A 24,514-nucleotide genomic window follows, 5' to 3' on the forward strand; every position below is an offset into this window, starting at 1 on the left:
CTGCCGACAACGGCGCGCGATAGGGCAACGGTAGGACCGGCCACGACATCTGTCCACATATTCAGATGTTGTGATCGTCAGACTATCCGTTGGGTCAGGTGTGAACCGACGATCCGGTCAGGACGGCGGATTGTGTGCCGCCCCGATCCAGTGCAGCAACTGATGCACCGTCTCGTCCTCGAGCCGGTAACTCACCGAACGCCCCACCCGGGTCGAGGACACCCACCCCTGATGCCGCAGGACACGCAACGCCTGCGAGACGGCCGTTTCGGTGCGGCCCACCGCGATCGCGATGTCGCCCACGAAGATTCCCGGATCGCGGTGCAGCACGAGCAGGATCTCCAGGCGGTGCGGGTCGGAGAGCAGGTCGAAACGCGACGACCACTCCGCGATGTCGACACCGGACCGCTCGTGGTCGGCCGGGTGTGTGTGCGGGTGGGTGCGGTCGACGTCGCCCATGGCTATCCCGTCACTCTGTCGATCGCGCCGCCCAGGCTGCGCAGATTCTCCACGAAGTGCGGGTAGCCACGGTCGATGTGTTCGACGTCGTGTACCTCGGTGGTGCCGTCGGCCACCAGTCCGGCGAGCACGAGTCCGGCGCCGGCGCGGATGTCCGAACACCACACCGGCGCACTCGAGAGCTGTTCGATGCCGCGGATCACCGCGTGGTGGCCGTCGGTGCGGGCGTCGGCGCCCAGGCGCACCATCTCCTCGACGAAACGGAACCGTGCTTCGAAGACGTTCTCGGTGATCACCGACATGCCATCGGCGATCGCGGCCAGTCCGATGGCCATCGGCTGCAGATCGGTCGGGAAACCGGGGTACGGGAGGGTGGACACATTGACCGCCGTCGGCCGGTGGTCGTGGCGGACCCGGAATCCCAGCGGCATGGTCTCCACCATCGCGCCGGTGTCGACGAGTTTGTTGAGCACCACCTGCAGGTGTTTCGGGTCGGCGCCGCGCACGGTGACATCACCGCGGGTCATCGCCGCGGCGATACCCCAGGTGGCTGCGACGATGCGGTCACCCACCACGCGGTGGGTGGCCGGATGCAGCCGATCGACTCCCACCACCGTGAGCGTGGACGTGCCGGCGCCGTCGATACGCGCGCCCATCTGTTGCAGCATGACGCACAGATCGACGATCTCCGGCTCACGTGCGGCGTTGTCGATGATCGTCTGACCCTCGGCGAGCACCGCGGCCATCAGGATGTTCTCGGTGGCGCCTACCGAGGGGAACTCCAGCGCCACCGGAGCGCCGACGAGCGCATCGGCCTCGGCCACCACGCAGCCGTGCTCGATCGAACTGTGTGCGCCCAGCGCACGCAATCCGGCCTGATGCATGTCGAGGGGCCGGGAACCGATGGCGTCGCCGCCCGGTAGCGCCACCACGGCGCGCCGACATCGGGCCATCAGGGGTCCGAGCACGCAGACCGACGCACGGAATTGCTTCACCGCGTCGAAGTCGGCGTGATACTTCGGTTCGGCGGGCGCCTCGATCGTCACGGTGTCCCCGTCGATGGTGACCACGGCCCCCAGACCGCGGAGCACGTCGGCCATCAACGGGACGTCGGCGATCTCCGGGCTGTTGGTGAGAGTGGTGGTGCCCTCGGCCAGCAGCGCCGCAGCCATCAGCTTCAGCACGCTGTTCTTCGCCCCACCGACCGACACCTCACCCGACAGGCGCGCTCCCCCGCTCACCAGAAACCGATCGCTCACGCCCGTCAGCTTATCCGCGACCCAGCCCTGCCAGAGTGCGGTGGGTGGCCGATGAACCGATTACCTCGCTGAGAGAGGGACCTGCCGGCACGCCCGGAAACGTCGACGCCCTACTGATGGTGCTGCTCAGGGCTTCTTGGTGGTCTTGCCGTCGCCCAGCGAAACCGCCGTGTTGCCGTTCGCCGGCGCGTGATTTCCCGATACCGGCCCCGCGGCCGTGAGACTCCTGTTCCCGACAGTCACCGCCGTATTGGAATTGCCCTGAGTCCCCGTCGAAGAATCACCACCGGCCAAGGAGGCGCTGTTGGCACCTGTTCCGAGGTTGATCGCGGTGTTCGAGTTGCCATATCCGGCAACGGCCTCGGACCCGGTCGGAACGTCGGGGGCTGCACCCACCGCCAGTGCGGTATTCGAGTTGCCCGCGACCGCCAGGCTATAGGCGTATGACCCCATCCCAGTCGCGATATTTCGATTGCCTCCGCCCGCCTGGACTATGGCCGACGTACCCAGGGCAGTCGCGGTGTTGCCTCTGCCGTCCTCGGCCAATGCCGTAGATGACGACCCTGCCGCCACCGCGTGGTTGTCCGAGTTCGGATAGAGCGCCAACCCGGGTTCGGAGTCCGCAAACGCCTTGGACCCCAGCGCAACCGCGGTGCTGCGCGGCGAACCGTCAACCTTGGCATGCGATACATCGAACCCGGCGAACGCGACACTGAACGGCGAATTGGTCACAGTCGCCAGCGCCCGCGCACCGAGGGCCACAGAGGAACTGAGTGTCAGCGACGACGTCGACGCAGTCTCGACCGAGGTAGCGCCTGGGCCCCACGCCTGAGAACTGGCGAATATACCGCTCGTCGACGCGGAACTGCCATTACCCACGGCGATTGCTCGGGTGGCGAATCCGGTTGACGCCGCAGTCGCGCCGTCACCGTAAGCAAACGCGAAGGCACCGATACCGGTCGACGTGCACACCGCGGAGCCGACATGCCAGTCGCCCAACGCCGATGACATACACACGCCCACCGCGTTGGCAGGGGTGGCGGGCACCGTGGACACCGCCCAAATGCCGGCGGCCAGCGTGGAGGCGGCCACCACCTGACGAGCGCGACGACGACGTTCTCTGCGATTGCTTGGCGCCTGGATGGATAGACGAGCGTCCAAAACTTGTTGGGCCATGACGACTCCTAAGAGCGTGGAAGACTTGGGTACTGCTGCAGGATCCAGTGTCGGGTGGCATTCAACAGACGCATCGAGTAGTCGATTACGCCAATTCTCGATAGCGGCTACCGTCAGAGAATGGCAGTGCATCTGACGCGCATCTACACCCGCACCGGTGACGACGGGACCACCGGCCTGAGTGATTTCTCGCGGGTGCCCAAGACCGATGCCCGGGTGATCGCCTACGCCGACTGCGACGAGGCGAACGCCGCGATCGGTGTGGCGCTGGTGCTCGGCGGTGACGTGCCGACCGAGATCGTCGACGTCCTCACCACCGTGCAGAACGACCTGTTCGACGCCGGGGCCGATCTCTCCACCCCGGTGGTGGCCGATCCGAAGTACCCGCCGCTGCGGATCACGCAGGACTACATCGACGCGCTGGAGGCATGGTGCGACGCGTTCGGCGCGGACCTTCCCTCGCTGACCTCGTTCGTGCTGCCCGGTGGCACGCCCCTGGCCGCACTGCTGCATCAGGCCCGCACCGTGACCCGACGGGCCGAACGGTCGGCGTGGGCCGCCATCGACGCCGACCCTGACACGACGTCGGTGCTTCCCGCGCGCTACCTCAACCGGCTCTCGGATCTGTTGTTCATCCTGTCGCGGGTGGCCAACCGGCCACCGTACGGGGACGGTGATAGGACCTGGGTGCCCGGTGGGCAACGTTCCCGGCCGGGAGGCGATACCGCGCCGGGCGGCGACTGACTCAGCCCCGGCGACGCTGCGCGCGGGTCGGCGCCCCGGCCTCGAGCCACGCCTGGAACGCGGTCACGCCGTCGCGGCTCATGGCCAGCTCCAGGTCGGTGGTGGCGCCCGGTCCTCCGCGTGCTCCGTCCTGCCGCGTTTCGCGCAGGTGCAGGATCGTCATGCCCGACAGGATCTCGGTCTCGCTGCCGGCGGGTTCGCGGCGTCCCACGATGTCGATCGATCCGCGGCACAGGGTGCGTGAGGGTCCCGGCCGCAACGACGTGAGCCGGAAGTAGCGCAGCGACTCGTCGGTGTAGTGCACCGTGCCGTGCCGCCATCCCTCGTCCACGGCTGCCGGCAACGTGCGCAGCAGCGCGGCGCTGCCGGCGCTACGGAGCTGCTGCAGCCGATAGGCCAGCAGGCCGCACAGCACAACGGTCACCACCAGGAGCACGCCCAGCAGCACGATCACCACCGACACCCGGGCCGCACCTCCTCACACTCGTGCGGATAGACATCGCCGGCCGTCGGACGGGCTGTCGACAGGCTGTGGCCGTGCGATGTGACTGCCTCCAGCATGCCACCCCGCGATGAGACACGGCCAGCCACCCGAGGTTCGGGTGGCCGGCCGTGTGATCGTGTTCAGTTGTGCCGAGTTGCGCGGCCGCGGGCGTGCGCGCCGGGAATCACTTGACGAGCTGCTCCGCGGCCCGCAGGCGTGCGTGTGCGTGGTCGTACTCGGGGGTGCCCGGTTCGCATGCCTCGAGCGCGGCACGCTCGGCGGCGATGTCGATCCCGTCGGCCCACTCCGCCGCCTCTGCGAGGATCGTCACCGACTCACCGGTCACCGACAGGAAACCGCCCTCGATGGCGGCCGCCTTTCGCGTCCCGCTCTCCTCGACGATCACCACGAAACCACCCGGCACGAGCTGGCCGAGCAACGGTTCGTGATTGGCCAGCACGCCCAGCTCGCCGACCGTGGTCTGGGCGATCACGAACGTCGCCTCGCCGTCGTAGAGCTCGGCGTCGGTGGAGACCACCTCGACGTGGAAGGTTTTGTCAGCCATGGTGTGTCGCTACTTTCCGGCGATCTTGGCCGCAGCGGCCTCCACGTCGTCGAGTCCACCGCAGCTGTTGAACGCCTGCTCGGGCAGGTGATCGAATTCGCCCTTGCACACGCGGTCGAAGGCCTCGACGGTCTCGGTCAGGGGCACCACCGAACCCTTTTCACCGGTGAACTTCTCGGCGACGAGGAAGTTCTGTCCGAGGAACTTCTGGATGCGGCGGGCCCGCTGCACGGTCACCTTGTCCTCTTCGGAGAGCTCGTCCATACCGAGGATGGCGATGATGTCCTGCAACTCCTTGTACTTCTGCAGGATGCGCTTGACCTCGTTGGCCACACGGAAGTGCTCGTCACCGACGATCGAGGCCTCCAGGATGCGCGAGGTCGACGTCAGCGGGTCCACGGCCGGGTAGATACCCAGCTGGGAGATCGGACGGGAGAGCTCGGTGGTCGCGTCGAGGTGGGCGAAGGTGGTCGCCGGGGCCGGGTCGGTGTAGTCGTCGGCGGGCACGTAGATGGCCTGCAGCGAGGTGATCGAACGGCCCTTGGTGGAGGTGATCCGCTCCTGCAGTTCGCCCATCTCATCGGCCAGGGTGGGCTGGTAGCCCACGGCCGACGGCATACGACCGAGCAGGGTGGAGACCTCCGAACCCGCCTGGGTGAACCGGAAGATGTTGTCGATGAACAGCAGCACGTCCTGGTGCTTGACGTCGCGGAAGTACTCCGCCATCGTCAGCGCCGACAGGGCCACGCGCATACGCGTGCCCGGCGGCTCGTCCATCTGGCCGAACACCAGGGCGGTGTCCTGCAGCACGCCCATCTCTTCCATTTCCAGGATCAGGTCGGTGCCCTCACGGGTGCGCTCGCCGACACCGGCGAACACCGACGTGCCGGAGAACTCGCGCGCGATACGGGTGATCATCTCCTGGATGAGCACGGTCTTGCCCACGCCGGCACCGCCGAACAGGCCGATCTTGCCGCCCTTGACGTACGGGGTGAGCAGGTCGATGACCTTGATGCCGGTCTCGAGGATCTCGGTCTTGCCCTCGAGCTCGTCGAAGGCCGGGGGCTTGCGGTGGATACCCCACAGTTCGCCGTCGCGACCCAGGCCGGGGCTGTCGAGGCAGTCACCGAGGGCGTTGAAGACGTGCCCCTTGACCTGGTCGCCCACGGGCACCCGGATCGGATAGCCGGTGTCGGAGACCGGCGCGCCGCGCACGAGGCCGTCGGTGGGCTGCATCGAGATGGCGCGCACCAGGTTGTCACCGAGGTGCTGGGCGACCTCGAGGGTCAGGGTCTTGGCCACCGACGAGAGGGTGACCTCTGCGTGCAGGGCGTTGAACAGGTCTGGGATCGAGCCCCGCGGGAACTCGATGTCGACGACGGGGCCGATGATGCGGACGACACGGCCGTCGGAGGATCCCGTCGACTCCGTGCTGGGGGATTCTGCTACTGCGGTCATGATGCTTGGGTCACTTCCTGTTGATCGAAGTTTGTTCCGGTGCGGATGTCGGCTGTCGTCACGTGGCCAGCGCGCTCGAGCCGCCGACGATCTCGCTGATCTCCTGGGTGATCTGCGCCTGGCGGAGCTGGTTGGCCTCGCGCGAGAGCGACTTCGAGAGCTCCTCGGCGTTGTCGGTGGCCGCCTTCATCGCGGTACGACGCGCCGCCGACTCCGAGGCGGCCGAATCCAGCAGAGCGGCGTACACACGCGTTGCCACGTACCGCGGCAACAGAGCCTCCAGCAGCGACTCGGCGCCGGGTTCGAAGGTGTAGTTGCGCGACTCCTCGGAGACCTCGGGGCTACCCTCCTCGTGCGCGGTCACCACCAACGGCGCCACCCGGCGAACCTCGGGGGTCTGCGTCAGCATCGACACGAACCGGGTGTACACGAGATGGATCTCGTCGACCCCTTCGAGCGAACCCTCACCGTCGGGCCGATCCACCTGCTCGCCCGAACCGGCGAGGAACAGCTGCACCAGGAAATCGGTGGCCGTCGACGCGTCGGAATACTCGGGTGCCTGCGAGAAGCCGGTCCACGAATCGTCGAGCTGGGTACCGCGGAAGCTGAAGAATCCCACGCCCTTCTGCCCCATCACGAACAGCACCGGGTCCTTGCCCTCGGAGCGGATCAGCGCGATCAACTCACGGGCCGAGCGGAGAACATTGGCGTTGTAGCCGCCGCACATACCGCGGTCGCTGGTGATGATGAGGATCGCCGCACGCTTGGGCTCGTCGCGTTCCTTGAGCAGCGGGTGATCCAGCGATCCCGCGGCGCTCGCCAGCTCGGAGAGCACCTTGGTCATCTCCTGCGAGTACGGCTTGGCGGCCGCCACCCGTGCCTGCGCGCGGGTGATGCGCGACGTCGCGATCAGCTCCTGCGCCTTGGTGATCTTCTTGGTCGACTGAACCGACCGGATGCGTGAGCGCAGCTCACGAATGCTGGCCATGAGCCCTCACCCCTTCCTCGACGGTGTCGGTTTCGCTGTCACTTCCGGATCTTGATCTCTTCTTGCTCGACCTCGTCGGCGTCCATGGCGTTGGCCTCGGCCTCGTTGACCACGCGCTGCCCGTCATGGGTCAGGTAGCTGTTCTTGAACTTGTTGGTCTCGTCGACGAGGGCCTCGGCCTGATCGTCGGTGAGCACCTGTCCGCCGGCGATCGAGTCGTAGACACCGGTCGCGTTGTGGTGCAGGTGGCTGAGCAGCTGCGTCTCGAAGTTGCGGATGTCGTCGACCGGCACCGAGTCGTAGTGCCCCTGTCCGCACAGGTAGATCGACACGATCTCGTCTTCCACCGAGTACGGGCTGAACTGGTTCTGCTTGAGCATCTCCACCCAGCGGGCGCCACGCTCGAGCTGCGCCTTCGACGCGTCGTCGAGGTCGGAGGCGAATGCCGCGAATGCCTCGAGCTCACGGAACTGGGCGAGCTCCAGACGCAGCGAACCCGACACCTTCTTGAGGCCCTTGGTCTGCGCGGCACCACCCACGCGCGACACCGAGGTACCGACGTTGATGGCCGGGCGCACACCCTTGTTGAACAGGTCGGACTCCAGGAAGACCTGTCCGTCGGTGATCGAGATGACGTTGGTGGGGATGAACGCCGAGACGTCGTTGGCCTTGGTCTCGATGATCGGCAGTCCGGTCATCGACCCGCCGCCCATGTCGTCGGAGAGCTTGGCGCAACGCTCCAGCAGACGCGAGTGCAGGTAGAACACGTCTCCGGGGTAGGCCTCGCGACCCGGCGGGCGACGCAGCAGCAGCGAGATCGCGCGATACGCCTCGGCCTGTTTGGTCAGGTCGTCGAACACGATCAGGACGTGCTTGCCCTCGTACATCCAGTGCTGCCCGATGGCCGAACCGGTGTAGGGGGCCAGCCACTTGAAGCCGGCGGAGTCGGACGCGGGGGCCGCGACGATGGTGGTGTACTCCATCGCGCCGGCCTCTTCGAGCGCCGTCTTGACCCCGGCGATGGTTGAGCCCTTCTGGCCGATCGCGACGTAGATGCAGCGAACCTGCTTGCTCTCGTCGCCCGATTCCCAGTTGGCCTTCTGGTTGAGGATGGCGTCGACGCAGACCGCGGTCTTGCCGGTCTTGCGGTCACCGATCACCAGCTGACGCTGTCCGCGACCGATGGCGGTCATCGCGTCGATGGCCTTGATGCCGGTGGCCAGTGATTCCTCGACCGGCTGGCGCTCGAGCACGGTCGCGGCCTGCAGCTCGAGCACACGCTGACCTTCGGCCTCGATGTCGCCGAGGCCGTCGATGGGCGCGCCGAGCGGGTCGACCACACGGCCGAGGAACTTGTCGCCCACGGGCACCGACAGCACGTCGCCGGTACGGCTGACCGGCTGGCCCTCTTCCAGCGACTCGTAGTCACCGAGGATGACCGCGCCGATCTCGTCCTCGTCGAGGTTGAGTGCCACGCCGAGCACACCGTCGGGGAACTGCAGCAGCTCATTGGCCATCGCGCCGGGCAGCCCGCTGACGTGGGCGATGCCGTCGGCCGTGTCGGTGATGATGCCCACCTCGTCGCGGGTGGCCTCGGCTTCGAACGACGAGACGTACTGCTCGATCGCTCCCTTAATCTCGTCCGCTGAGATCGTCAACTCCGCCATGGGTTCTCGTCTTTCCTGGTTCTGATCCGGTTGGGTAAGTCGTATCGGTGGGTGATCCGGCAGGCCGTCGAGGTGTGGGCGACGGCCGCGCGGGGGGTCAGTTCGGTAGTGACTGCGCCGCCTTGGCCAGTCGCGTCGCAACGTCGGCCTCGATGACCTCGTCGCCGACGCCGATCCGCAGGCCGCCGAGGATCGAGGGGTCGACCTCGGTCTGCACCGAGATGGCATGGTGATAGATCCCGCCGAGCACGGTGGCCAGTCGCTCCTTTTGAGCATCGCTCAGTTCGGCCGCCGACACCACATGGGCCACTGTTTCGCCGCGGCGTGCCGCGGCCAGCTGCGCGAGCAGGTCGGCCATCACCTCCACCGGCTGTCCGTGCAGCAGCTCGATCGCGTGGGAGATCAGATACCAGGTGTGCCCTCCCACCTGGTCGCCGATCAGGCCCTTGAGCAGTTCGTTGCGGTCGTCGGCGGACCGGGTGAAGTCCGACAGCAACGACGCGAGCTGCGGATTGGAGTCCAGCAGTCGACTCACCCGGAACAGTTCGTCCTCGGTCTGTTCGATGGTGCCGTCACGCTCGGCGGCGGTCAGCACGATCAGGGCATTCTGCCTGCGCAGCGCGACGATCAGGTCGGTGGACTGCGACCAGCGCTGGCTGACCGCCGATGCCACCACGTCGACGACGATCGGCGACACCTTGCCGTCGAAGAGCGTGTGCACGAGCTGCCGCTTGCCCTCGGCGTTCTCCTCGTCCTCGGTGAGCTTCTTGCGGAGAAGATGCTGACCGTTGAGGAACGCGATGACCTTGGTCATCTCGTGGCTCGCGGTGACCAGCGACTCGCTGTCGAGCGACTCGGCGGCCGAGTCGAACTCGGTGGCCACCGCCCGTGCCGCCTCGCGGCTGGCGGCGTGCAGCGAGCGCAGGCCGATCAGCGCACTGGAGTGCGGCACCCCGGTGGACGGCTGCGAGCCGGTGGACATGGCCTCGAGTTCGTCGATGACGCGATCGATGGTGTCGGACTGGTTGCCCGGCTTGGACAGGTGATCGCGGACCACCTTGCCTGCGCCGTCGACGGCGTTGAGTCCCAGTTCGGAGCGCAACTGGCGCACCATGCTGGTGCGCAGCAGCTCACTCTGCGCGGTGCCGTGCTCGCTGATGCGTTTGACCTCGGCGTCGGCCTGCTTCTTGAGGTCCTCGGAAATGCCCTTGGCGTCGTCGAGGGCCCCGTTGTGCAGTTCCTCGGCCTCCGTCTTGGCCTGCTGGATCGACCGATCGTGTGCCGCCTGGGCATCGATCACCCGGTTCTTCGCCGCGTCGCTGTCGACCATCTGCTGGCCGATCTGATCCTGCTGATTCTTGACCGCCCTGCGCAGCGGCGGGAGTACGTACCGCCAGAACAAGGCCACGATGACCAGGAAGCCGATCAGCTGCCCGATGAATATGTCCACTGCTACTTCACCGTCTCAGTCTGCTTCGCCGCGGCGGCATCCGCCTTGGCACCGTCGATGCCGAGGACTCGGCCGGCCAGCGTGGTCGACAACCTGTCCACATCCCGTTTGGCCTCGGTGACGGCGTTGTCGGCCTCCACCTTCAGCTCCGACGAGATCTTTGCGAGAGCGGCGTCGGCCTCGTCGGTCGCGCGCCGCTTCGCATCGGACAGCTCCTCGTTCCCCTTCGCACGCGCGTCGTCCCGGATTCCCGTCGCGTCGGCGCGGGCGTCTTTCATCCGGGCCCGATATTCCTTGTCGGCGTCTTCGTAACTCGCCGCAGCAGCGTTGTTGTCTTCCGCCGTCTTCACGACGCGTGCGTCACGCTCGTCGAGCACCTTGAGGATCGGCGGCACGACGATCGTACGGATCACGATCAGCACGATCACGAAGATCAGCAGACACGCGATCAGCGTGCCGTTCGGAATCAGAAAGTTCTCTGCAGCGAGATTCATTGTTGCGCTTCCCTTGTGGAGATATCAGGGCCCGTCGATACCGCCCCGGTCAGGAAACGGCGCTGATCGGGGTCGCGAACACGAAGAGCGCCATGAACGCGAGGTTGATGAAGTACGCGGCCTCGACCAGACCGACGGTGATGAAGAACGGCGTGAACAGACGGCCCTGGGCTTCCGGCTGCCGGGCGATGCCGGCGATCAGTGCGTTACCGGCGATACCGTCACCGATGCCGGCGCCGATGGCACCGCCACCCATGATGATGCCGCCGCCGATCAGCGCGCCCAGACCAATCAGATTCGGATCTGCCATTGGAGTGATTTCCTTTCGGGTGATACTGGCAATCGGATTGCCAGGTCTGTGGTCCGACCGACGGTTCGGCCGGACATCGGATCAGTGGTCGTCGAGTTCCATGCTCTGACTGAAGTAGAGGATGGTCAGCAGGGCGAAGATGAACGCCTGGATCAGACCGACGAACAGGTCGAAGGACTTCCAGATGGCGTTGGGTGCCCACATGATGTACGCCGGGAACAGCGCGATCAGGGCCACCATGATGCCGCCGGCGAACATGTTGCCGAAAAGACGGAGGGAGAGCGAAACCGGCTTGGCGATCTCCTCGATGATGTTGATCGGCGCGAGTGCCACCACGTGACCCTTGACCAGCTTCTTGAAGTGACCGAAGAAGCCACGCCGACGGATACCGGCCGCCATGTACCAGCAGAACACGAAGATCGCGAGCGCGTAGCAGAAGTTCACGTCGCTGGCCGCGGGCTTCACCACTTCGTGCGTGCTGCCCTCCGCGGTGCCGTACTGAACCGGCAGCACCGAGAACCAGTTCGCGATCAGGATGTAGGTGAAGAGCGTAACCGCCAGCGGCAGAACGAATCCCGCGACCTTCATGCCGATCGCGTTCTCGATCTGGCTGCGCATCTGGACGGTGATGACCTCGAAGTACAACTGGACCGCGTTGGGCTTTCCGGAGGTGATCCTGGACCGGACGAAGAACGCCAGCAGGATCACGATGAGGCCGGCTGCCGCCGCGGCGATGATCGTGTCGATGTTCCACGTCATGCCCAGCCACTGCACCTCTTGGTGGTGGCCGACCTCGATCTTCGCTTCGGCCAGATAGAGCGCGTCGCCGTATGTCGATCCGGTCATAGCTGCTTCCGAAGTCCTTTCATCACCGGAATCACCGCGTTGAGGACCAGGACCACCTGGCCGAGGGCGAGTCCGAACATCACGCCCAGCCCGTCGGGCCGGACGAGGTAGGCACATGCCAGGGCGAGCACGGTGATCACACCCAGTCGCGCGGCAGAGTTGGTGGCCAACGATTTCTTACGTGGGTTCTCCGCGTTGGCGACGCGATCGACCGTGAACATGACCATTTTCGCGTTCACGAAGATGGCCACCACCCCGATCACGAAGAAGAGCGCGAAAAGCCAGTGTCCGAGATACACCGCGACGGCACCGATGATCACGCTGAGCACAGCCGCGATGATTCCGGGGCGCACCAGACTGGTCGGCGCGGGCGGGTAATACACGGAGGCCGAGTCGGGGGCGGACGTCGCCATTGGTCTCCTCACATCAGGCACCTCGATGCGCCAGGCATCAGGCAGCGAACGTGCGATCTGCGGCGGGGCCGCCGGGCGTACGCTCTGCGTTTGCAGTGACCTTATCAACACCGTCTCAGGTATCCATCAGGGGGTCCGGCGGTGATCAGGTCGGTCACGGGCGAAATCGCCGACGGATCGTGACGATCCTGCGGGTGATCTGAGCCACGCGACTACTACACGGGATAGTACACCACTTTACCGTTGGGTTACCTAACCGACCGCCAGGTTACCGGGGGCGCCCCCGTCCCCGGCACACGGGACATCGGCCGTGTCCGATCAGCGCAGTGCGCGTTCGGTGCGGACCTGGGCGACTCGTCGTTGCACCCGCGGCGCGATGGTCACCAGCATCGCCAGCACCAGACCGGCGGCGAATGCCGGGAGCACCACCGACATCGGGAACAGCGTGCTCGCCGCCACCGAGAACGCCAACACCCCCACCCACAGGTAGATGATCAGGGCGACACGTCGTTGCGAATGTCCCAGTTCGAGCAGTCGGTGATGCAGGTGCATCTTGTCCGGGGTGTAGAAGCCGACGCCCGCACGGGTGCGGCGGATCACCGCCATGAGCATGTCGAGCATGGGCACGAACACCACCGCCGCCACCAGGATCAGCGGCGAGAGCAGGGTGAACACGTCGGCCGGCCCGTAGGCGTTGATGGCGATACGTCCGGACGCACTGGTCGAGGCGGCGGCGAGCATGAGACCGATGAGCATGGCACCGGAGTCGCCCATGAAGATCCGTGCGGGCGAGAAGTTGTGTGGCAGGAAGCCCAGGCAGGCCCCGGCGAGAGCCACCGAGATCAGTGCGGGCGGGTAATAGCTGACGTCGCCGCCCTGGTCGCGGAGCAGACCGAGCGAGAACATGCAGATCGCCGATGCCGCGATGAGTCCCAGTCCGGCCGCCAGACCGTCGAGTCCGTCGATGAAGTTGACCGCGTTGATGGTGGCCACCGTGATCATCACGGTCAGTAACCCGGACTGAAACGGATCGAGCACCACCGTGCCGATGTTGCCGAACGGAACGGGCACCTGCAGCCAGCTGACACCCATCACCACCATCACCCCGGCCGCGGTGAGCTGTCCGACGAATTTGGTGAGGGCGTCGAGGCCCCACCGGTCGTCGATGGCTCCCACGATCACGATGATCGCTCCCGCGGTCACCACCGCCGTCATGTCGTTGGTGTAGGCGAACCCGCGGTTGAGTGCGGGCAGGTTGGCGGCGAGCGCGATCGCGGCCACCACACCGGCGAACATGCCGATCCCACCGAGCCGCGGGGTGGGGATGGTGTGCACGTCGCGCACTCGCGGCACCGCCACCGCTCCGGTTCGGATCGCGCTCACCCGCACGATCGAGGTGAGCAGATAGGTCATGGCCGCGGCGGTGAGTCCCACCAGCAGCAATTCGCGCAGCGGGACACCGGCGCCACCGGTTCCCGACGCCGCCCACAGCAGCGCCGCGCCGTGGTCCGGGATCGAGACGGGGTCGGGGATCGAGACGGGGCCGGACATCGCGCCCAAGGCTACCCGCCGAGCAGGGCGGCGACCTCGCCGCGGATTCGGGCGTGTGCACCGGCGCCGTCGCCGGAGACCGGCACGCGCAGCGCGTCATGGATCCAGTCGGCGATCACCGCCATGTCCTTCTCCCGCGCACCGGCCAGCGTCACGATCGGTGTGCCGATCCGGACGGCGGAACCGACGGCGGGTGGCTGGTTGTCGAACGGCAGCACCGCCTTGTCGACGACGATGCCGGCCGCGCCCAGCCGGCGCTGCGCCTCGATGCCGGTGAGACCGAACGCGGAGACGTCGATGACGGCCAGGTGCGTGTCGGTGCCACCGGACACGCTGCGCAGCCCCCGCCGGTCAAGCTGTTGCGACAGCTCTCGCGCATTGGCCACGACCGCCGCCACATGGGCGCTGAATCCGGGCGTCGCCGACTCGGCGAAGGTCACCGCCTTGGCGGCGATCACGTTGAGTGCCGGACCGCCCTGAAGGAACGGGAACACCGCCTTCTGCAGCGCGTTCGCGTGCCGGGCCACCGCAAGGATGATGCCGCCGCGTGGCCCGCGCAGCACCTTGTGTGTGGTCAGGGTGATGACGTCGGCGTACCCGACCGGCGACGGGGCCGCCCCCGCGGCCATCAGGCCACCCAGATGCGCCGCATCCACCCAGAGCACACAATCGGCCTCGTCGGCGATCTCGCGCAGGACCGCGTAGTCGACGAGCCGGGAGTAGGTGGCCGAGCCCGCGATCAGCAGGCGCGGACGATGCAGCAGCGCCATGTCGCGAACCTGGTCGTAGTCGATGAGCTCATCGGACTCACGGACTCCGTAGTGCAGCGAACCGAACCAGCGTCCGGAGAAGTTGGCGCGCGATCCGTGCGTCTGGTGGCCGCCGTGACCGAGCTTCAGGGCCAGCACCGGGTCGCCGGGCTGGGCGAAGGCGGCGTAGACGGCCTGATTGGCGGAACTGCCCGAGTGCGGGGCCACATTGGCGTACTCGGCGCCGAACAGTGTGGTGGCCCGGGCGATCGCGAGTTGCTCGATCTCGTCGACCACCTCGCAGCCGCCGTGGAAGCGCGCCCCCGGATATCCCTCGGCGTAGGCGTCGCCGAGCACCGACGACAACGCGACACGAACGGCGTCGGACGCCACGGTCTCCCCTGCGACCAGCTGCAGCGTCGACGTTCGGCGCACGGCCTCCCGCGCGATCAGCTCGGCGATCTCGGGGTCGGCGCCCGACAGGGCCGTGGGTCCGCCGGTTTCCACGCCGTCGACGATCATGTCGGCACCAGCGTCGCCGGGTCGACGTCGAGAACCTCGGCCACCGCGTCCACGCTCACCGCACCGACCCGCAGCACCCGGGGCTCGGCCCCGGTGAGATCGACGATGGTCGAGGCCTCCGCCTTGGGGGCCGGCCCGCCGTCGAGGTACACCGCCACCGAGTCGCCGAGTTGCTCGCGGGCCTCGGCACACGTGGTGGCGGGTGGCCGGCCGGACACGTTGGCGCTCGAGACGGCCATCGGCCCCACCGCGCGCAACACCTCGATCGCCACCGGATGCAGCGGCATGCGCAGCATCACGGTGCCGTCGGTGTCGCCGAGATCCCAGGCCAGCGACGGCGCCTGCTCCACCACGATGCTCAGTCCCCCGGGCCAGAACGCCTCCACCAGGTCGCGGGCGGCCTGCGACACCGACAGGACCAGCCCGTCGACGGTGTGCCACGAGCCCACCAGGACCGGCACGGGCATGTCCCGTCCGCGGTGCTTGGCGGCCAGCAACGCCGACACCGCCTCGGAATCGAAGGCGTTGGCGCCGATGCCGTAGAGCGTGTCGGTCGGCATCACCACGAGACTGCCGCCCTTGGCCGCGCCGATCGCCGCACGAAGTCCCGCGGGGCGCGTCTGCGGATCGTTGCAGTCGTAGACGATGCTCACCCGATCATCCTGTCACGCCCGCGTCGGCGGCCGGTCCGGCCCGTCGGTTCGGCGACGTCGCGCGGTCACGAACCGCGGCCGGTCGGCGAGGTCGCGGTGCGCGATGATTTCGTCGTAGGCACCGGTCGCGTCGAGAACCTCGACCACCTGCCGCGATGTCGACTCGTCGTGTTCGATGCCCACCCGACCGCCGGGGCGCAATATCGTGGCGATCACCCCGGCCATCGGGGTGATCACGGCCATGCCGTCGCCTCCGGCGAACACCGCGTGTGCCGGATCGGCGGCCACCTCGGGCGACACCTGCGCGGCGGCTGGCACATACGGCGGATTGGCCACCACGAGGTCGAGGGACCCGTCGGCGATGTGACCGGTGACGGCCGCCTCGTCGGTGGCGTCGGCCGCGATCACCGTGACCCGATCGCCCAGGTCACCAGCTTCGACATTGCGACGCAGCCAGCGCAGCGCCCGCGGGTCGGTCTCCACCGCGGCCACCCGCGCACCCGGTACGGCGGCCGCGATGGACAGCGCCAGCGCGCCACTGCCACTGCACAGGTCGGCGACCGCGGGCGCGTCGATCCGCGCGAGAGCCCGGCAGGCCCACTCCAGGAGGAACTCGGTTTCCGGGCGCGGCACGAACACACCCGGTCCGACCGCGAGATCGACCGGGCCGAACGCCGCGCGACCGGTGAGGTGTTGCAGCGGCTCGCGGCGGCTGCGGCGCTCGATCAGGTCGCGATAGCGGCGAAGTGCGGTGTCGTCGAGGTCGTCGGCCATCAGCAGCAGCCCGCGGTCGACGCCGAGGACGTGCGCCATCAGCCACTCGGCGTCGGCGCGCGCCGAGTCGATCCCGGCCGCCGCGAGGTCGGCGGTGGCGCGGCGCAGCTCCGCCGACACCGGCGCGGCGGTCATTCGGCGTCGAGCCGGGCCTGCCGGTCGGCCGCGACCAGGGCGTCGAGCAGGGCATCCATGTCGCCGTCGAGCACCGCGTCGAGGTTGTTGGCCTTGTAACCGATGCGGTGGTCGGTGATCCGGTTTTCCGGGAAGTTGTAGGTGCGGATTCGCTCGGAGCGGTCCACGGTGCGGATCTGCGCGGCGCGGCCCTCCGCCGCGGCCGCCTCGGCCTCTTCCTCGGCGGCCGATTGCAGTCGCGCGGCCAGCACCTGCATCGCGCGGGCTTTGTTCTGGAGCTGCGAACGCTCGTTCTGGCAGGTCACCACGATGCCGGTGGGAAGGTGGGTGATCCGCACCGCCGAGTCGGTGGTGTTGACGCCCTGCCCGCCCTTGCCCGACGAGCGGTAGACATCCACGCGCAGATCGGATTCGTCGATCTCGACCTGCTCCACCTCTTCGGGCTCGGGATAGATGAGAACACCCGCGGCCGACGTGTGGATGCGCCCCTGCGATTCGGTCACCGGCACCCGCTGCACCCGATGCACGCCGCCCTCGAACTTGAGTCGCGACCAGACGCCGTCGCGCGTGGCCTCCCGCGACTTGATGGAGATCGTGGCCTCCTTGTAGCCGCCGAGGTCGGACTCGGTGACGCCGAGAACTTGCGCCTTCCACCCGTGCCGTTCGCAGTACTTGAGGTACATCCGGGCGAGGTCGGAGGCGAACAGGGCCGACTCCTCACCACCGGCACCTGACTTGATCTCGAGCACCACGTCGTCACCGTCGTGCGGATCTCGTGGGGCCAGCAGGTCGGTGAGGGTGGCGTCGAGTTCGGTGACGGACTCTTCGAGGGCCGGGATCTCCTCGGCGAACGCCGGATCGTCGGCGGCGAGCTCACGTGCCGCGGCCAGATCGTCGCGCGCTGTCTGCAGCTTCGTGTACGTGGCCATCACCGGCGCGAGTTCGGCAAAGCGTTTGCCCACCCGCCGGGCATTGGCCGGGTCGTCGTGTAACGAGGGATCGGAGAGTTGCTGCTCGAGGCCGGCATGCTCGGCGAGGATGTCGTCGATGGCCCCCCCGTTGCTGTGGGCGCTGTTGCTGTGGGCGCTCGTGGGCACCGCTCCTCCTGATCGCCGACGCGGCTGGAAACGACAAACGCGGCTGGAAACGACAAACGCGGCTGGAAACGACAAACGTGGCTGGAAACGACAAACGACGCCCGGCCGGTTTGCGGGAACCGGGCGGGCGTCGTCGTGGGGTCTACTTGGCGTCGGCCTTCTTGGTGCGCTTGCCGTAACGCTTCTCGAACTTGGCGACGCGGCCACCGGTGTCGAGGATCTTCTGCTTGCCCGTGTAGAACGGGTGGCACTGCGAGCAGACCTCGACGTTGATACGTCCGTTCTCTGCGGTGCTGCGGGTCTCGAAGGTGTTGCCGCAACCGCACACGACCGTGGTCGCGTGGTAATCGGGATGGATTCCCTGCTTCATCGTTGGTGTCCCTTTCTCGTGGTCGCCGGGTCACCGCCGCGATTCGGCGGTGTGAACCGGTACCGGACTCGACCGACCAGTATGCCATCGCCTGCGGCACCAGGGGAAATCGCGCCGCTGCCACACGCCATGGAGTGCTGAATCCGTCATCGTGCCCAACGCGGCACCAGGGCCGGTTCATTCCCGATCGAGCGCAGGTCAGGTAGGACTATTTGGTAAGGCTTCCCTAAGTTATAATTCTCCCTCGATACCGCTCCACCGTCGCAGCGGCGTCATCCGAGCGACCGGCCGGACGTCGGCGGGCAGTTCCGCGACATTCGGCACCGAGACGAGGGGATGCGAGTGCAGCAACCGCACCGGCTGTGGGATCCTGCACCGCGATCGCCACAACCGCTAGGTCCTGGGCGCACTCCCCGACTTCGACGAACTCTTCGCGTCACAGACGGTTCCGGCCGTGGTGGACGCACTGATCAGGTCCGCCGCAGCGGACGTCGACACCCGGCCCACCGTGGTCGCCGAGCAGAAGGCCGGATGACGTGCAACTCCCCTACATTCCCCCCGGCATGCCGGTACAACAGACCGCAGAGGGGCTGCTGATCCTGTACGGAACCCAGACCGGCAACGCCGAGTTCGTGGCCGACGCCGCGAAAGTCTTCGCCGCTGAACACGGACTCGATCCCCGGATGTGCGACATGGCCGAGATGGACATGGCTTCTTTCGCCGCCGAGCGGCGTGTGCTGATCGCGGTGTCCACCTACGGTGAGGGCGACATGCCCGACGACGCCGAGGAGTTCTGGCAGGCGATCGCCGCACCGGAGGCGCCGCGTCTGGAAGGCATGTCGTATGCACTTGTGGCGCTGGGTGATTCGATCTACGATGGGTTCTGTCAATCGGGCAAGAACCTCGATGCGCGGCTGGCCGAACTCGGCGCCACCCGGGTGATCGACCGCGTGGACTGCGACGTCGACTTCCGGCAGCGGGCGCAGGACTGGATGGGTGCGGCGATCCCCGCGCTGGCCGCGCCGCATGAGCCCGCATTCACACCCGCCGCACCGGAGAAGCCCGCCGCCGTGCCGGGCGTCACAACGGCCCGGGCGGCGTCCTGCACTGCCGCCTGGGGTCGCAAGAACCCGTATCCGGCGACCGTCGTGGCCAATTCGGTGCTGTCGGGCCCCGGATCGGACAAGGAGGTTCGGCACCTGGTGATCGGGCTCGGCGACAGCGGCATCACCTACGAGCCCGGTGACGGGATCAGCATCGGCGCGGTGAACGACCCGGATCTGGTGGAGGCCATCATCGACCGTCTGGGCGTTCCCGGCGACACGATGATCGTCGACCGCAAGGAGCAGCGGACACTGCGTGAGGCATTGACCACGCGCTACGAGATCACGACGGCCTCGAAGTATCTGCTCGACTACATCGCGAGCCGCAGCGGTGACCCCGAGCTCACCCACCTGAGCGCCACCGGCGACCACGAGGCCCTTGATGCCTATCTGTGGGGCCGTGACGTGCTGGACCTGCTGAACGTCGATGCGGCGCTGACGATCACACCCGACGAGTTGCTGGCCGAGCTGCGGCCGCTGGCCAATCGGGTGTACTCCATCTCGTCGAGTCCGCGCGCCCACCCGGGAACCGTGCACGTCACCATGGCCGCCGTGCGCTACCGCACCGGCGAACGTGAGCGCGGCGGCACCTGCTCCACCTACCTCGCCGATCGTGTGACCGACGGCCAGACCGTCGGTGTGTACATCACACCCAACAAGTCGTTCCGGCTGCCCGCCGACGACACCGCGAAGGTCATCATGGTGGGTCCGGGCACCGGCATCGCACCGTTCCGCGCGTTTCTGCACGAGCGCGCCGGTCGAGGCGCGACCGGCGAGAACTGGCTGTTCTTCGGCGATCAGCACGCCGCCTGCGATCACATCTACGCCGACGAGATCAACCAGTTCGTCGCCGACGGGGTACTCGACCGGCTCGACCTCGCGTTCTCCCGCGACCAGGACCACAAGATCTATGTCCAGGACCGGATGCGCGAGCACGGCGCCGAACTGTATCGCTGGCTCGACGAGGGCGCCCACCTGTATGTCTGCGGCGACGCCACCCGGATGGCCCGCGACGTCGACGACGCGCTGCACGAGATCATCGCCCGGCACGGCGATGTAGGGCCCGACGATGCCGCCGATGTCGTGGCCCGGCTCAAGAAGGACAAACGTTATCTGCGCGACGTCTACTAGCCGCGCGCCCATCGCACACCTACACACAAAAGGACGGCAACGATGCCAGCCACCCCCGATGAACCCGCACATCCACACCGCGCGGGCGCCGGCGAGAACACCGCGCCGTGTGCGCGCGATCGCGAATGTCGGTCGAGCCGGCCATGTTCTGGGCATGGGACCAATTGCTGCGTGACGTGACCGCCTGACCCGGTGGACGCAGATCACACCTGAAGAAGGTCTTCTGCCACCTGCGTCGTTGGGCACCGGGGTCGATACTCGTCGCATGTACACCTGCGATGTCGTAGACCGGTGACCGCGGTTGCGCGGTTGCTCGCCGAGCAACCACTGCTATATCTCGCGATCGTGATCGGGATCGGTGCCGCCTTGGGTCGCGTCTCGATTCGTGGCGTGGCGCTCGGCCCGGCCGCGGTGCTGTTCACCGCGCTGGTGATCACCGCTGTCGGCACCGCCTTCGACGTCCACATGAAGGTGGCCGAGATCGTCGGCAATCTGGGATTGGTGCTCTTCGCGTTCACCACGGGACTCGTGGCCGGGCCGAGCTTCTTCGCATCACTGCGCTCGGCGTGGAAGCTCGTGGTCACGATCACCGTGGTGTTGATCGCGGCGGCGATCACGGTGTTCCTCGTCGGTTCGTCATTCGGTCTGTCGCACAAGACCATTGCCGGCACGTTTGCCGGTGCGGTGACCAACACGCCCGCGCTCGCGGCCGCCGGTGGCTCGGCCGAGGCAACCGTGGGATATGCCTGCGCCTACGTCTTCGGCGTTCTGCTGATGCTGGTGATGGTGGCGCTCGCGTTCCGCTTCGGCAACGACGATCCGGACACCCCACCGAAGGTGATCGGCGTGACGGTGCGCATCGAGAGCCCGGACGTGAGCGTCGCCGGTCTGCGGTCGCGCCACGGCCATCGCCTGACCTTCTCCCGGATCGCGCACGGCGCACACGAACCGGTGGCACCCGTCGACGACGAGCAGATTCTGCGGACCGGCGATCTGGTGACCGTGATCGGCCCGCGTGCCGACATCGACGCGCTGATCGACGAGATCGGTCATCGCTCGACGCACGATCTCACCGCCGATCGCAGTGCGCTGGATTTTCGTCGTATCACCGTCTCGGCGCCGAACCTGGCGGGCCGGCGCATCCGTGATCTGGAACTCGATCGCCACGGCGGCTCGGCCACGCGGGTACGCCGCGGCGACACCGACTTCATCGCCAACCCCGACACGGTGATCGCGCTCGGAGACCGGATTCGGGTGGTGGCGCCGCCCGACAAGATGCGCAGGATCGCCGCCGAACTCGGTGATTCGTCGCGCGGTCTCACCGAACTCAATGCGCCGGCACTGGGTTTCGGCCTGGCCGTGGGACTGCTGCTCGGTTTGATCCCGATTCCGATTCCGGGGCTGGGGTCGCTGTCGTTGGGTGCGGCGGCGGGCACCCTCATCGTCGGCCTGGTGATGGGAAAGGTGGGTCGTATCGGGCCGATTCCCACGTCCATGCCGGTCACGTCCGCGCAGGTGGTCACCGAGATCGGCCTACTGCTCTTCCTCGCGTTCGCGGGTACCAAGGCCGGTTCGCTCATCCTCGACGCGTTCACCAGTGGCGCGATCGTCGACATCCTGGTGACCGGCGCGGCCACCTCCCTGGTGATGGCGGTGGGGATGTACGCCGCCTGCCGGTGGGTGCTGCGGATCGGTCGTGTCCGCATGGCAGGCGCCCTGGCCGGGGCACAGACCAATCCCGCCCATCTGGCCTTCGCCAATGCCCGCAGCGGGGACGACCCGCGCATAGCGCTGGGCTACGCGTTGGTCTACCCGACCGCGATGGTGGTCAAGATCCTTCTCGCCCAGATCATCTCGGTCTTGTAGCGGACTGCCGTACGGGGACGGCGGGCGATGGGGGTCACTCGTCCCGCATGGCGCCGGGTGCGTTGGTCTGCACCTGCATCAGGAACTCGATGTTGTTCTTGGTCTTCTTGAGCTGACTGATCAGCAGGTCGATGGCCTGCTGTGAATCCAGCCCGGACAGCACACGACGCAGCTTGTGCACGATCGCGAACTCCTCGGGCGACATCAGCAGTTCGTCCTTGCGGGTGCTCGACTGGTTGACGTCGACCGCCGGGAACACGCGACGGTCGGCGATCTTGCGGTCGAGTTTGAGCTCGGCGTTGCCGGTGCCCTTGAACTCCTCGAAGATCACCGTGTCGCCGGTGGAACCGGTCTCGACCAGCGCGGAGGCGATGATCGTCAGGGAGCCGCCGTTCTCGATGTTGCGCGCCGCGCCGAGGAATCGCTTGGGTGGGTAGAGCGCCGTGGAGTCCACGCCACCGGACAGGATGCGGCCCGACGCGGGCGACGCGTTGTTGTAGGCGCGACCGAGGCGGGTGATGGAGTCGAGCAGCACCACCACGTCCTTGCCGGCCTCGACGAGGCGCTTGGCGCGCTCGATGGCCAGTTCGGCCACCGAGGTGTGGTCTGACGGCGGACGGTCGAAGGTGGAGGCGATGACCTCACCCTTCACCGAGCGCTGCATGTCGGTGACCTCTTCGGGTCGTTCGTCGACGAGCACCACCATCAGGTGGCATTCGGGGTTGTTGGTGGTGATCGCGTTCGCGAGATCCTGCAGGATCGTGGTCTTACCGGCCTTCGGCGGCGACACGATCAGCGCGCGCTGCCCCTTGCCGATCGGCATGATCAGGTCGATCACGCGCGTGTCGAGGCGATCCGGGGTGGTCTCCAGGCGCAACCGCTGATTGGGGTAGAGCGGGGTGAGCTTGCCGAATTCGGGACGCTTGCGGGCGGTCTCGATGTCGCCACCATTCACGGTGTCCAGCCGGACCAGCGGATTGAACTTCTGGCGCTGATTCTGCTGTTCACCCTCACGTGGCACCTTGACTGCACCGGTGATGGCGTCGCCGCGACGCAGTCCGTTCTTGCGGACCATGTTCATCGACACGTACACGTCGTTGGGCCCGGCGAGGTAGCCGGAGGTACGCACGAACGCGTAATTGTCGAGGACGTCGAGGATGCCGGCCACCGGCGCCACGACGTCGTCCTCGGAGATCTGCGGCTCGCCCGACGTGGACTCGCGATCACGTCCGCGACGACGCTCACGGAAGCGACGTCCGCGGCGACCGCGGCCCCCGCCGTCGTTGTCGTCGTCGCGGTTGTTCTGGTTGTTGTTCGAACCCTGGTTGTTGTTGGAACCCTGGTTGTTGTTGGAACCCTGGTTGTTGTTGGAACCCTGGTTGTTGTTGGAACCCTGGTTGTTGTTCGAACCCTGGCCGCCGTGGTTGTTCTGCTGGCCGTTCGTGTTCTGGCCCGACTGGTTGCGGCCACGGGTGCGGTTACGCTGGTTGCCCTGACCGCCCTGCTGGTTGTCGCGTCCCTCGTCACCATCGCGACGATCGGTGCGCGGCGAACGCTCGGCCGTGGAGGCATCCGCGGCGGACTCGGAAGCGCTGGGTGCCGGCGTGGTCTGCGCGGGCGCGGTGGCGGTGGCGGTCTGTTCGGGGGCCGTCTGCTCGGGGGCCGACTGTTCGGGCGCGGGCGATTCGGCCTTGTCACTCTTGGTGCGACGCGTGGTGGCACGTGCGGGTGCGGCGGCCGCCGGGGTGTTACCGGCCTGGCGTTCCTTGATGGCGGCGATCAGGTCGCCCTTGCGCATACCCGACGTGCCCTTGATGCCGAGTTCTCCGGCCAGCGACCGGAGCTCGGTGAGCACCATGCCGGACAGTCCGGTGCGTGCCTTCGTCGTGGTGGCCGCCGTGGAACCGTCGTTGCCGGTCTCACGCTCGGCGGGTGGTGCGGTGATCAGGTCCGTATCGGTCACGGATGTCCTTTCGTTCCTCTACAGCCACAGTGCTGCACGAGGGTGTGGTGTCACCTTCTGCACGAGTGCACCGTCGAATTTCTGCTCGACAGGCGGTGTCCTGCAGAGGGATATCTGCCGTCCGTGGTGGACCGGCAGAAAAGATCGTGTCGTCCGGCTGCGGTGTACTACTCCTGAACTGGAAGGTCGTCAGAAATCTGCCTGCTCGAATGCTGCGTCATGCCTCAGATCTGTGACTACTGAGCGGACATCCGGGGCCGACCGGATGGGCAGATCAGTGATCGGTG

The 24,514-nt window shown here is 67.1% G+C and carries 23 protein-coding genes; 3 read left to right on the plus strand and 20 right to left on the minus strand.

Annotated features, from left to right (window positions below):
- Window positions 1-117: 117 nt before the first annotated feature.
- The 3 genes from ACWDTD_RS04905 to ACWDTD_RS04915 all read right to left on the minus strand — a co-directional run bounded on the left by ACWDTD_RS04905 (window position 118) and on the right by ACWDTD_RS04915 (window position 2,894).
- Complete coding sequence (locus ACWDTD_RS04905) at window positions 118-459, minus strand: ArsR/SmtB family transcription factor (protein WP_449745953.1); 342 nt, start codon at window positions 457-459, stop codon at window positions 118-120.
- A 2-nt stretch (window positions 460-461) separates the two neighbouring features.
- Complete coding sequence (gene murA, locus ACWDTD_RS04910) at window positions 462-1,718, minus strand: UDP-N-acetylglucosamine 1-carboxyvinyltransferase (RefSeq protein WP_449745954.1); 1,257 nt, start codon at window positions 1,716-1,718, stop codon at window positions 462-464.
- A 126-nt stretch (window positions 1,719-1,844) separates the two neighbouring features.
- Complete coding sequence (locus tag ACWDTD_RS04915) at window positions 1,845-2,894, minus strand: hypothetical protein (RefSeq protein ID WP_449745955.1); 1,050 nt, start codon at window positions 2,892-2,894, stop codon at window positions 1,845-1,847.
- A 120-nt stretch (window positions 2,895-3,014) separates the two neighbouring features.
- Here ACWDTD_RS04915 and ACWDTD_RS04920 point away from each other — a divergent pair, with 120 nt between their 5' ends.
- Entirely contained in the window at window positions 3,015-3,638 is a 624-nt protein-coding gene (locus ACWDTD_RS04920) for a cob(I)yrinic acid a,c-diamide adenosyltransferase (protein ID WP_449745956.1), read from the plus strand.
- 1 nt (window position 3,639) lies between these two features.
- On the opposite strand, the gene ACWDTD_RS04925 is transcribed toward ACWDTD_RS04920, so the two are convergent.
- The 16 genes from ACWDTD_RS04925 to rpmE all read right to left on the minus strand — a co-directional run bounded on the left by ACWDTD_RS04925 (window position 3,640) and on the right by rpmE (window position 18,164).
- The gene (locus ACWDTD_RS04925) at window positions 3,640-4,101 is read right to left on the minus strand and encodes a DUF2550 domain-containing protein (protein ID WP_449745957.1); all 462 of its coding nucleotides are present in this window, start codon (window positions 4,099-4,101) and stop codon (window positions 3,640-3,642) included.
- A 205-nt stretch (window positions 4,102-4,306) separates the two neighbouring features.
- Window positions 4,307-4,687, minus strand: coding sequence for a F0F1 ATP synthase subunit epsilon (locus ACWDTD_RS04930; protein ID WP_449745958.1), 381 nt, complete (start codon window positions 4,685-4,687; stop codon window positions 4,307-4,309).
- Window positions 4,688-4,696: 9 nt separating this feature from the next.
- Window positions 4,697-6,145: a F0F1 ATP synthase subunit beta gene (atpD, locus tag ACWDTD_RS04935; protein WP_449745959.1), complete on the minus strand. Its 1,449-nt coding sequence runs from the start codon at window positions 6,143-6,145 to the stop codon at window positions 4,697-4,699.
- Between the two features lie 58 nt (window positions 6,146-6,203).
- On the minus strand, window positions 6,204-7,133 hold the full coding sequence (locus ACWDTD_RS04940; RefSeq protein WP_449745960.1) for a F0F1 ATP synthase subunit gamma: 930 nt from the start codon (window positions 7,131-7,133) through the stop codon (window positions 6,204-6,206).
- 38 nt (window positions 7,134-7,171) lie between these two features.
- Window positions 7,172-8,800 carry a F0F1 ATP synthase subunit alpha gene (atpA, locus tag ACWDTD_RS04945; RefSeq protein ID WP_449745961.1) on the minus strand — a complete coding sequence of 543 codons (1,629 nt, stop codon included), beginning with the start codon at window positions 8,798-8,800 and terminating at the stop codon, window positions 7,172-7,174.
- A gap of 97 nt (window positions 8,801-8,897) precedes the next feature.
- On the minus strand, window positions 8,898-10,250 hold the full coding sequence (locus ACWDTD_RS04950) for a F0F1 ATP synthase subunit B/delta (protein WP_449745962.1): 1,353 nt from the start codon (window positions 10,248-10,250) through the stop codon (window positions 8,898-8,900).
- A 2-nt stretch (window positions 10,251-10,252) separates the two neighbouring features.
- A complete protein-coding gene (locus tag ACWDTD_RS04955; protein ID WP_449745963.1) occupies window positions 10,253-10,744 on the minus strand; it encodes a F0F1 ATP synthase subunit B in 492 nt (163 codons plus the stop codon).
- Window positions 10,745-10,793: 49 nt separating this feature from the next.
- The gene (locus ACWDTD_RS04960) at window positions 10,794-11,054 is read right to left on the minus strand and encodes a F0F1 ATP synthase subunit C (protein WP_449745964.1); all 261 of its coding nucleotides are present in this window, start codon (window positions 11,052-11,054) and stop codon (window positions 10,794-10,796) included.
- A gap of 81 nt (window positions 11,055-11,135) precedes the next feature.
- Complete coding sequence (gene atpB / locus ACWDTD_RS04965; RefSeq protein WP_449745965.1) at window positions 11,136-11,900, minus strand: F0F1 ATP synthase subunit A; 765 nt, start codon at window positions 11,898-11,900, stop codon at window positions 11,136-11,138.
- Complete coding sequence (locus tag ACWDTD_RS04970) at window positions 11,897-12,313, minus strand: hypothetical protein (protein ID WP_449745966.1); 417 nt, start codon at window positions 12,311-12,313, stop codon at window positions 11,897-11,899. The genes atpB and ACWDTD_RS04970 overlap by 4 nt, the downstream gene beginning before the upstream one ends.
- A 318-nt stretch (window positions 12,314-12,631) precedes the next feature.
- Window positions 12,632-13,864 carry an MraY family glycosyltransferase gene (locus ACWDTD_RS04975; RefSeq protein ID WP_449745967.1) on the minus strand — a complete coding sequence of 411 codons (1,233 nt, stop codon included), beginning with the start codon at window positions 13,862-13,864 and terminating at the stop codon, window positions 12,632-12,634.
- Window positions 13,865-13,875: 11 nt separating this feature from the next.
- Window positions 13,876-15,135, minus strand: coding sequence for a serine hydroxymethyltransferase (locus ACWDTD_RS04980; RefSeq protein WP_449745968.1), 1,260 nt, complete (start codon window positions 15,133-15,135; stop codon window positions 13,876-13,878).
- Window positions 15,132-15,788, minus strand: a complete 657-nt coding sequence (locus tag ACWDTD_RS04985) for an L-threonylcarbamoyladenylate synthase (protein ID WP_449745969.1) — start codon at window positions 15,786-15,788, stop codon at window positions 15,132-15,134. The genes ACWDTD_RS04980 and ACWDTD_RS04985 overlap by 4 nt, the downstream gene beginning before the upstream one ends.
- A 12-nt stretch (window positions 15,789-15,800) precedes the next feature.
- On the minus strand, window positions 15,801-16,697 hold the full coding sequence (prmC, locus tag ACWDTD_RS04990) for a peptide chain release factor N(5)-glutamine methyltransferase (protein WP_449745970.1): 897 nt from the start codon (window positions 16,695-16,697) through the stop codon (window positions 15,801-15,803).
- The gene (gene prfA / locus ACWDTD_RS04995; protein ID WP_449745971.1) at window positions 16,694-17,794 is read right to left on the minus strand and encodes a peptide chain release factor 1; all 1,101 of its coding nucleotides are present in this window, start codon (window positions 17,792-17,794) and stop codon (window positions 16,694-16,696) included. The genes prmC and prfA overlap by 4 nt, the downstream gene beginning before the upstream one ends.
- A 142-nt stretch (window positions 17,795-17,936) precedes the next feature.
- Complete coding sequence (gene rpmE, locus ACWDTD_RS05000) at window positions 17,937-18,164, minus strand: 50S ribosomal protein L31 (RefSeq protein ID WP_449745972.1); 228 nt, start codon at window positions 18,162-18,164, stop codon at window positions 17,937-17,939.
- Window positions 18,165-18,727: 563 nt separating this feature from the next.
- Here rpmE and ACWDTD_RS05005 point away from each other — a divergent pair.
- Together ACWDTD_RS05005 and ACWDTD_RS05010 are read left to right on the plus strand one after the other, a co-directional pair.
- The gene (locus ACWDTD_RS05005; protein ID WP_449745973.1) at window positions 18,728-20,398 is read left to right on the plus strand and encodes a sulfite reductase subunit alpha; all 1,671 of its coding nucleotides are present in this window, start codon (window positions 18,728-18,730) and stop codon (window positions 20,396-20,398) included.
- Between the two features lie 291 nt (window positions 20,399-20,689).
- Window positions 20,690-22,264, plus strand: coding sequence for an aspartate:alanine exchanger family transporter (locus ACWDTD_RS05010; protein ID WP_449745974.1), 1,575 nt, complete (start codon window positions 20,690-20,692; stop codon window positions 22,262-22,264).
- 34 nt (window positions 22,265-22,298) lie between these two features.
- On the opposite strand, the gene rho is transcribed toward ACWDTD_RS05010, so the two are convergent.
- Entirely contained in the window at window positions 22,299-24,227 is a 1,929-nt protein-coding gene (gene rho, locus ACWDTD_RS05015; protein ID WP_449745975.1) for a transcription termination factor Rho, read from the minus strand.
- Window positions 24,228-24,514: the final 287 nt, after the last annotated feature.

It is taken from the genome of Gordonia sp. NPDC003425 (assembly GCF_053588635.1).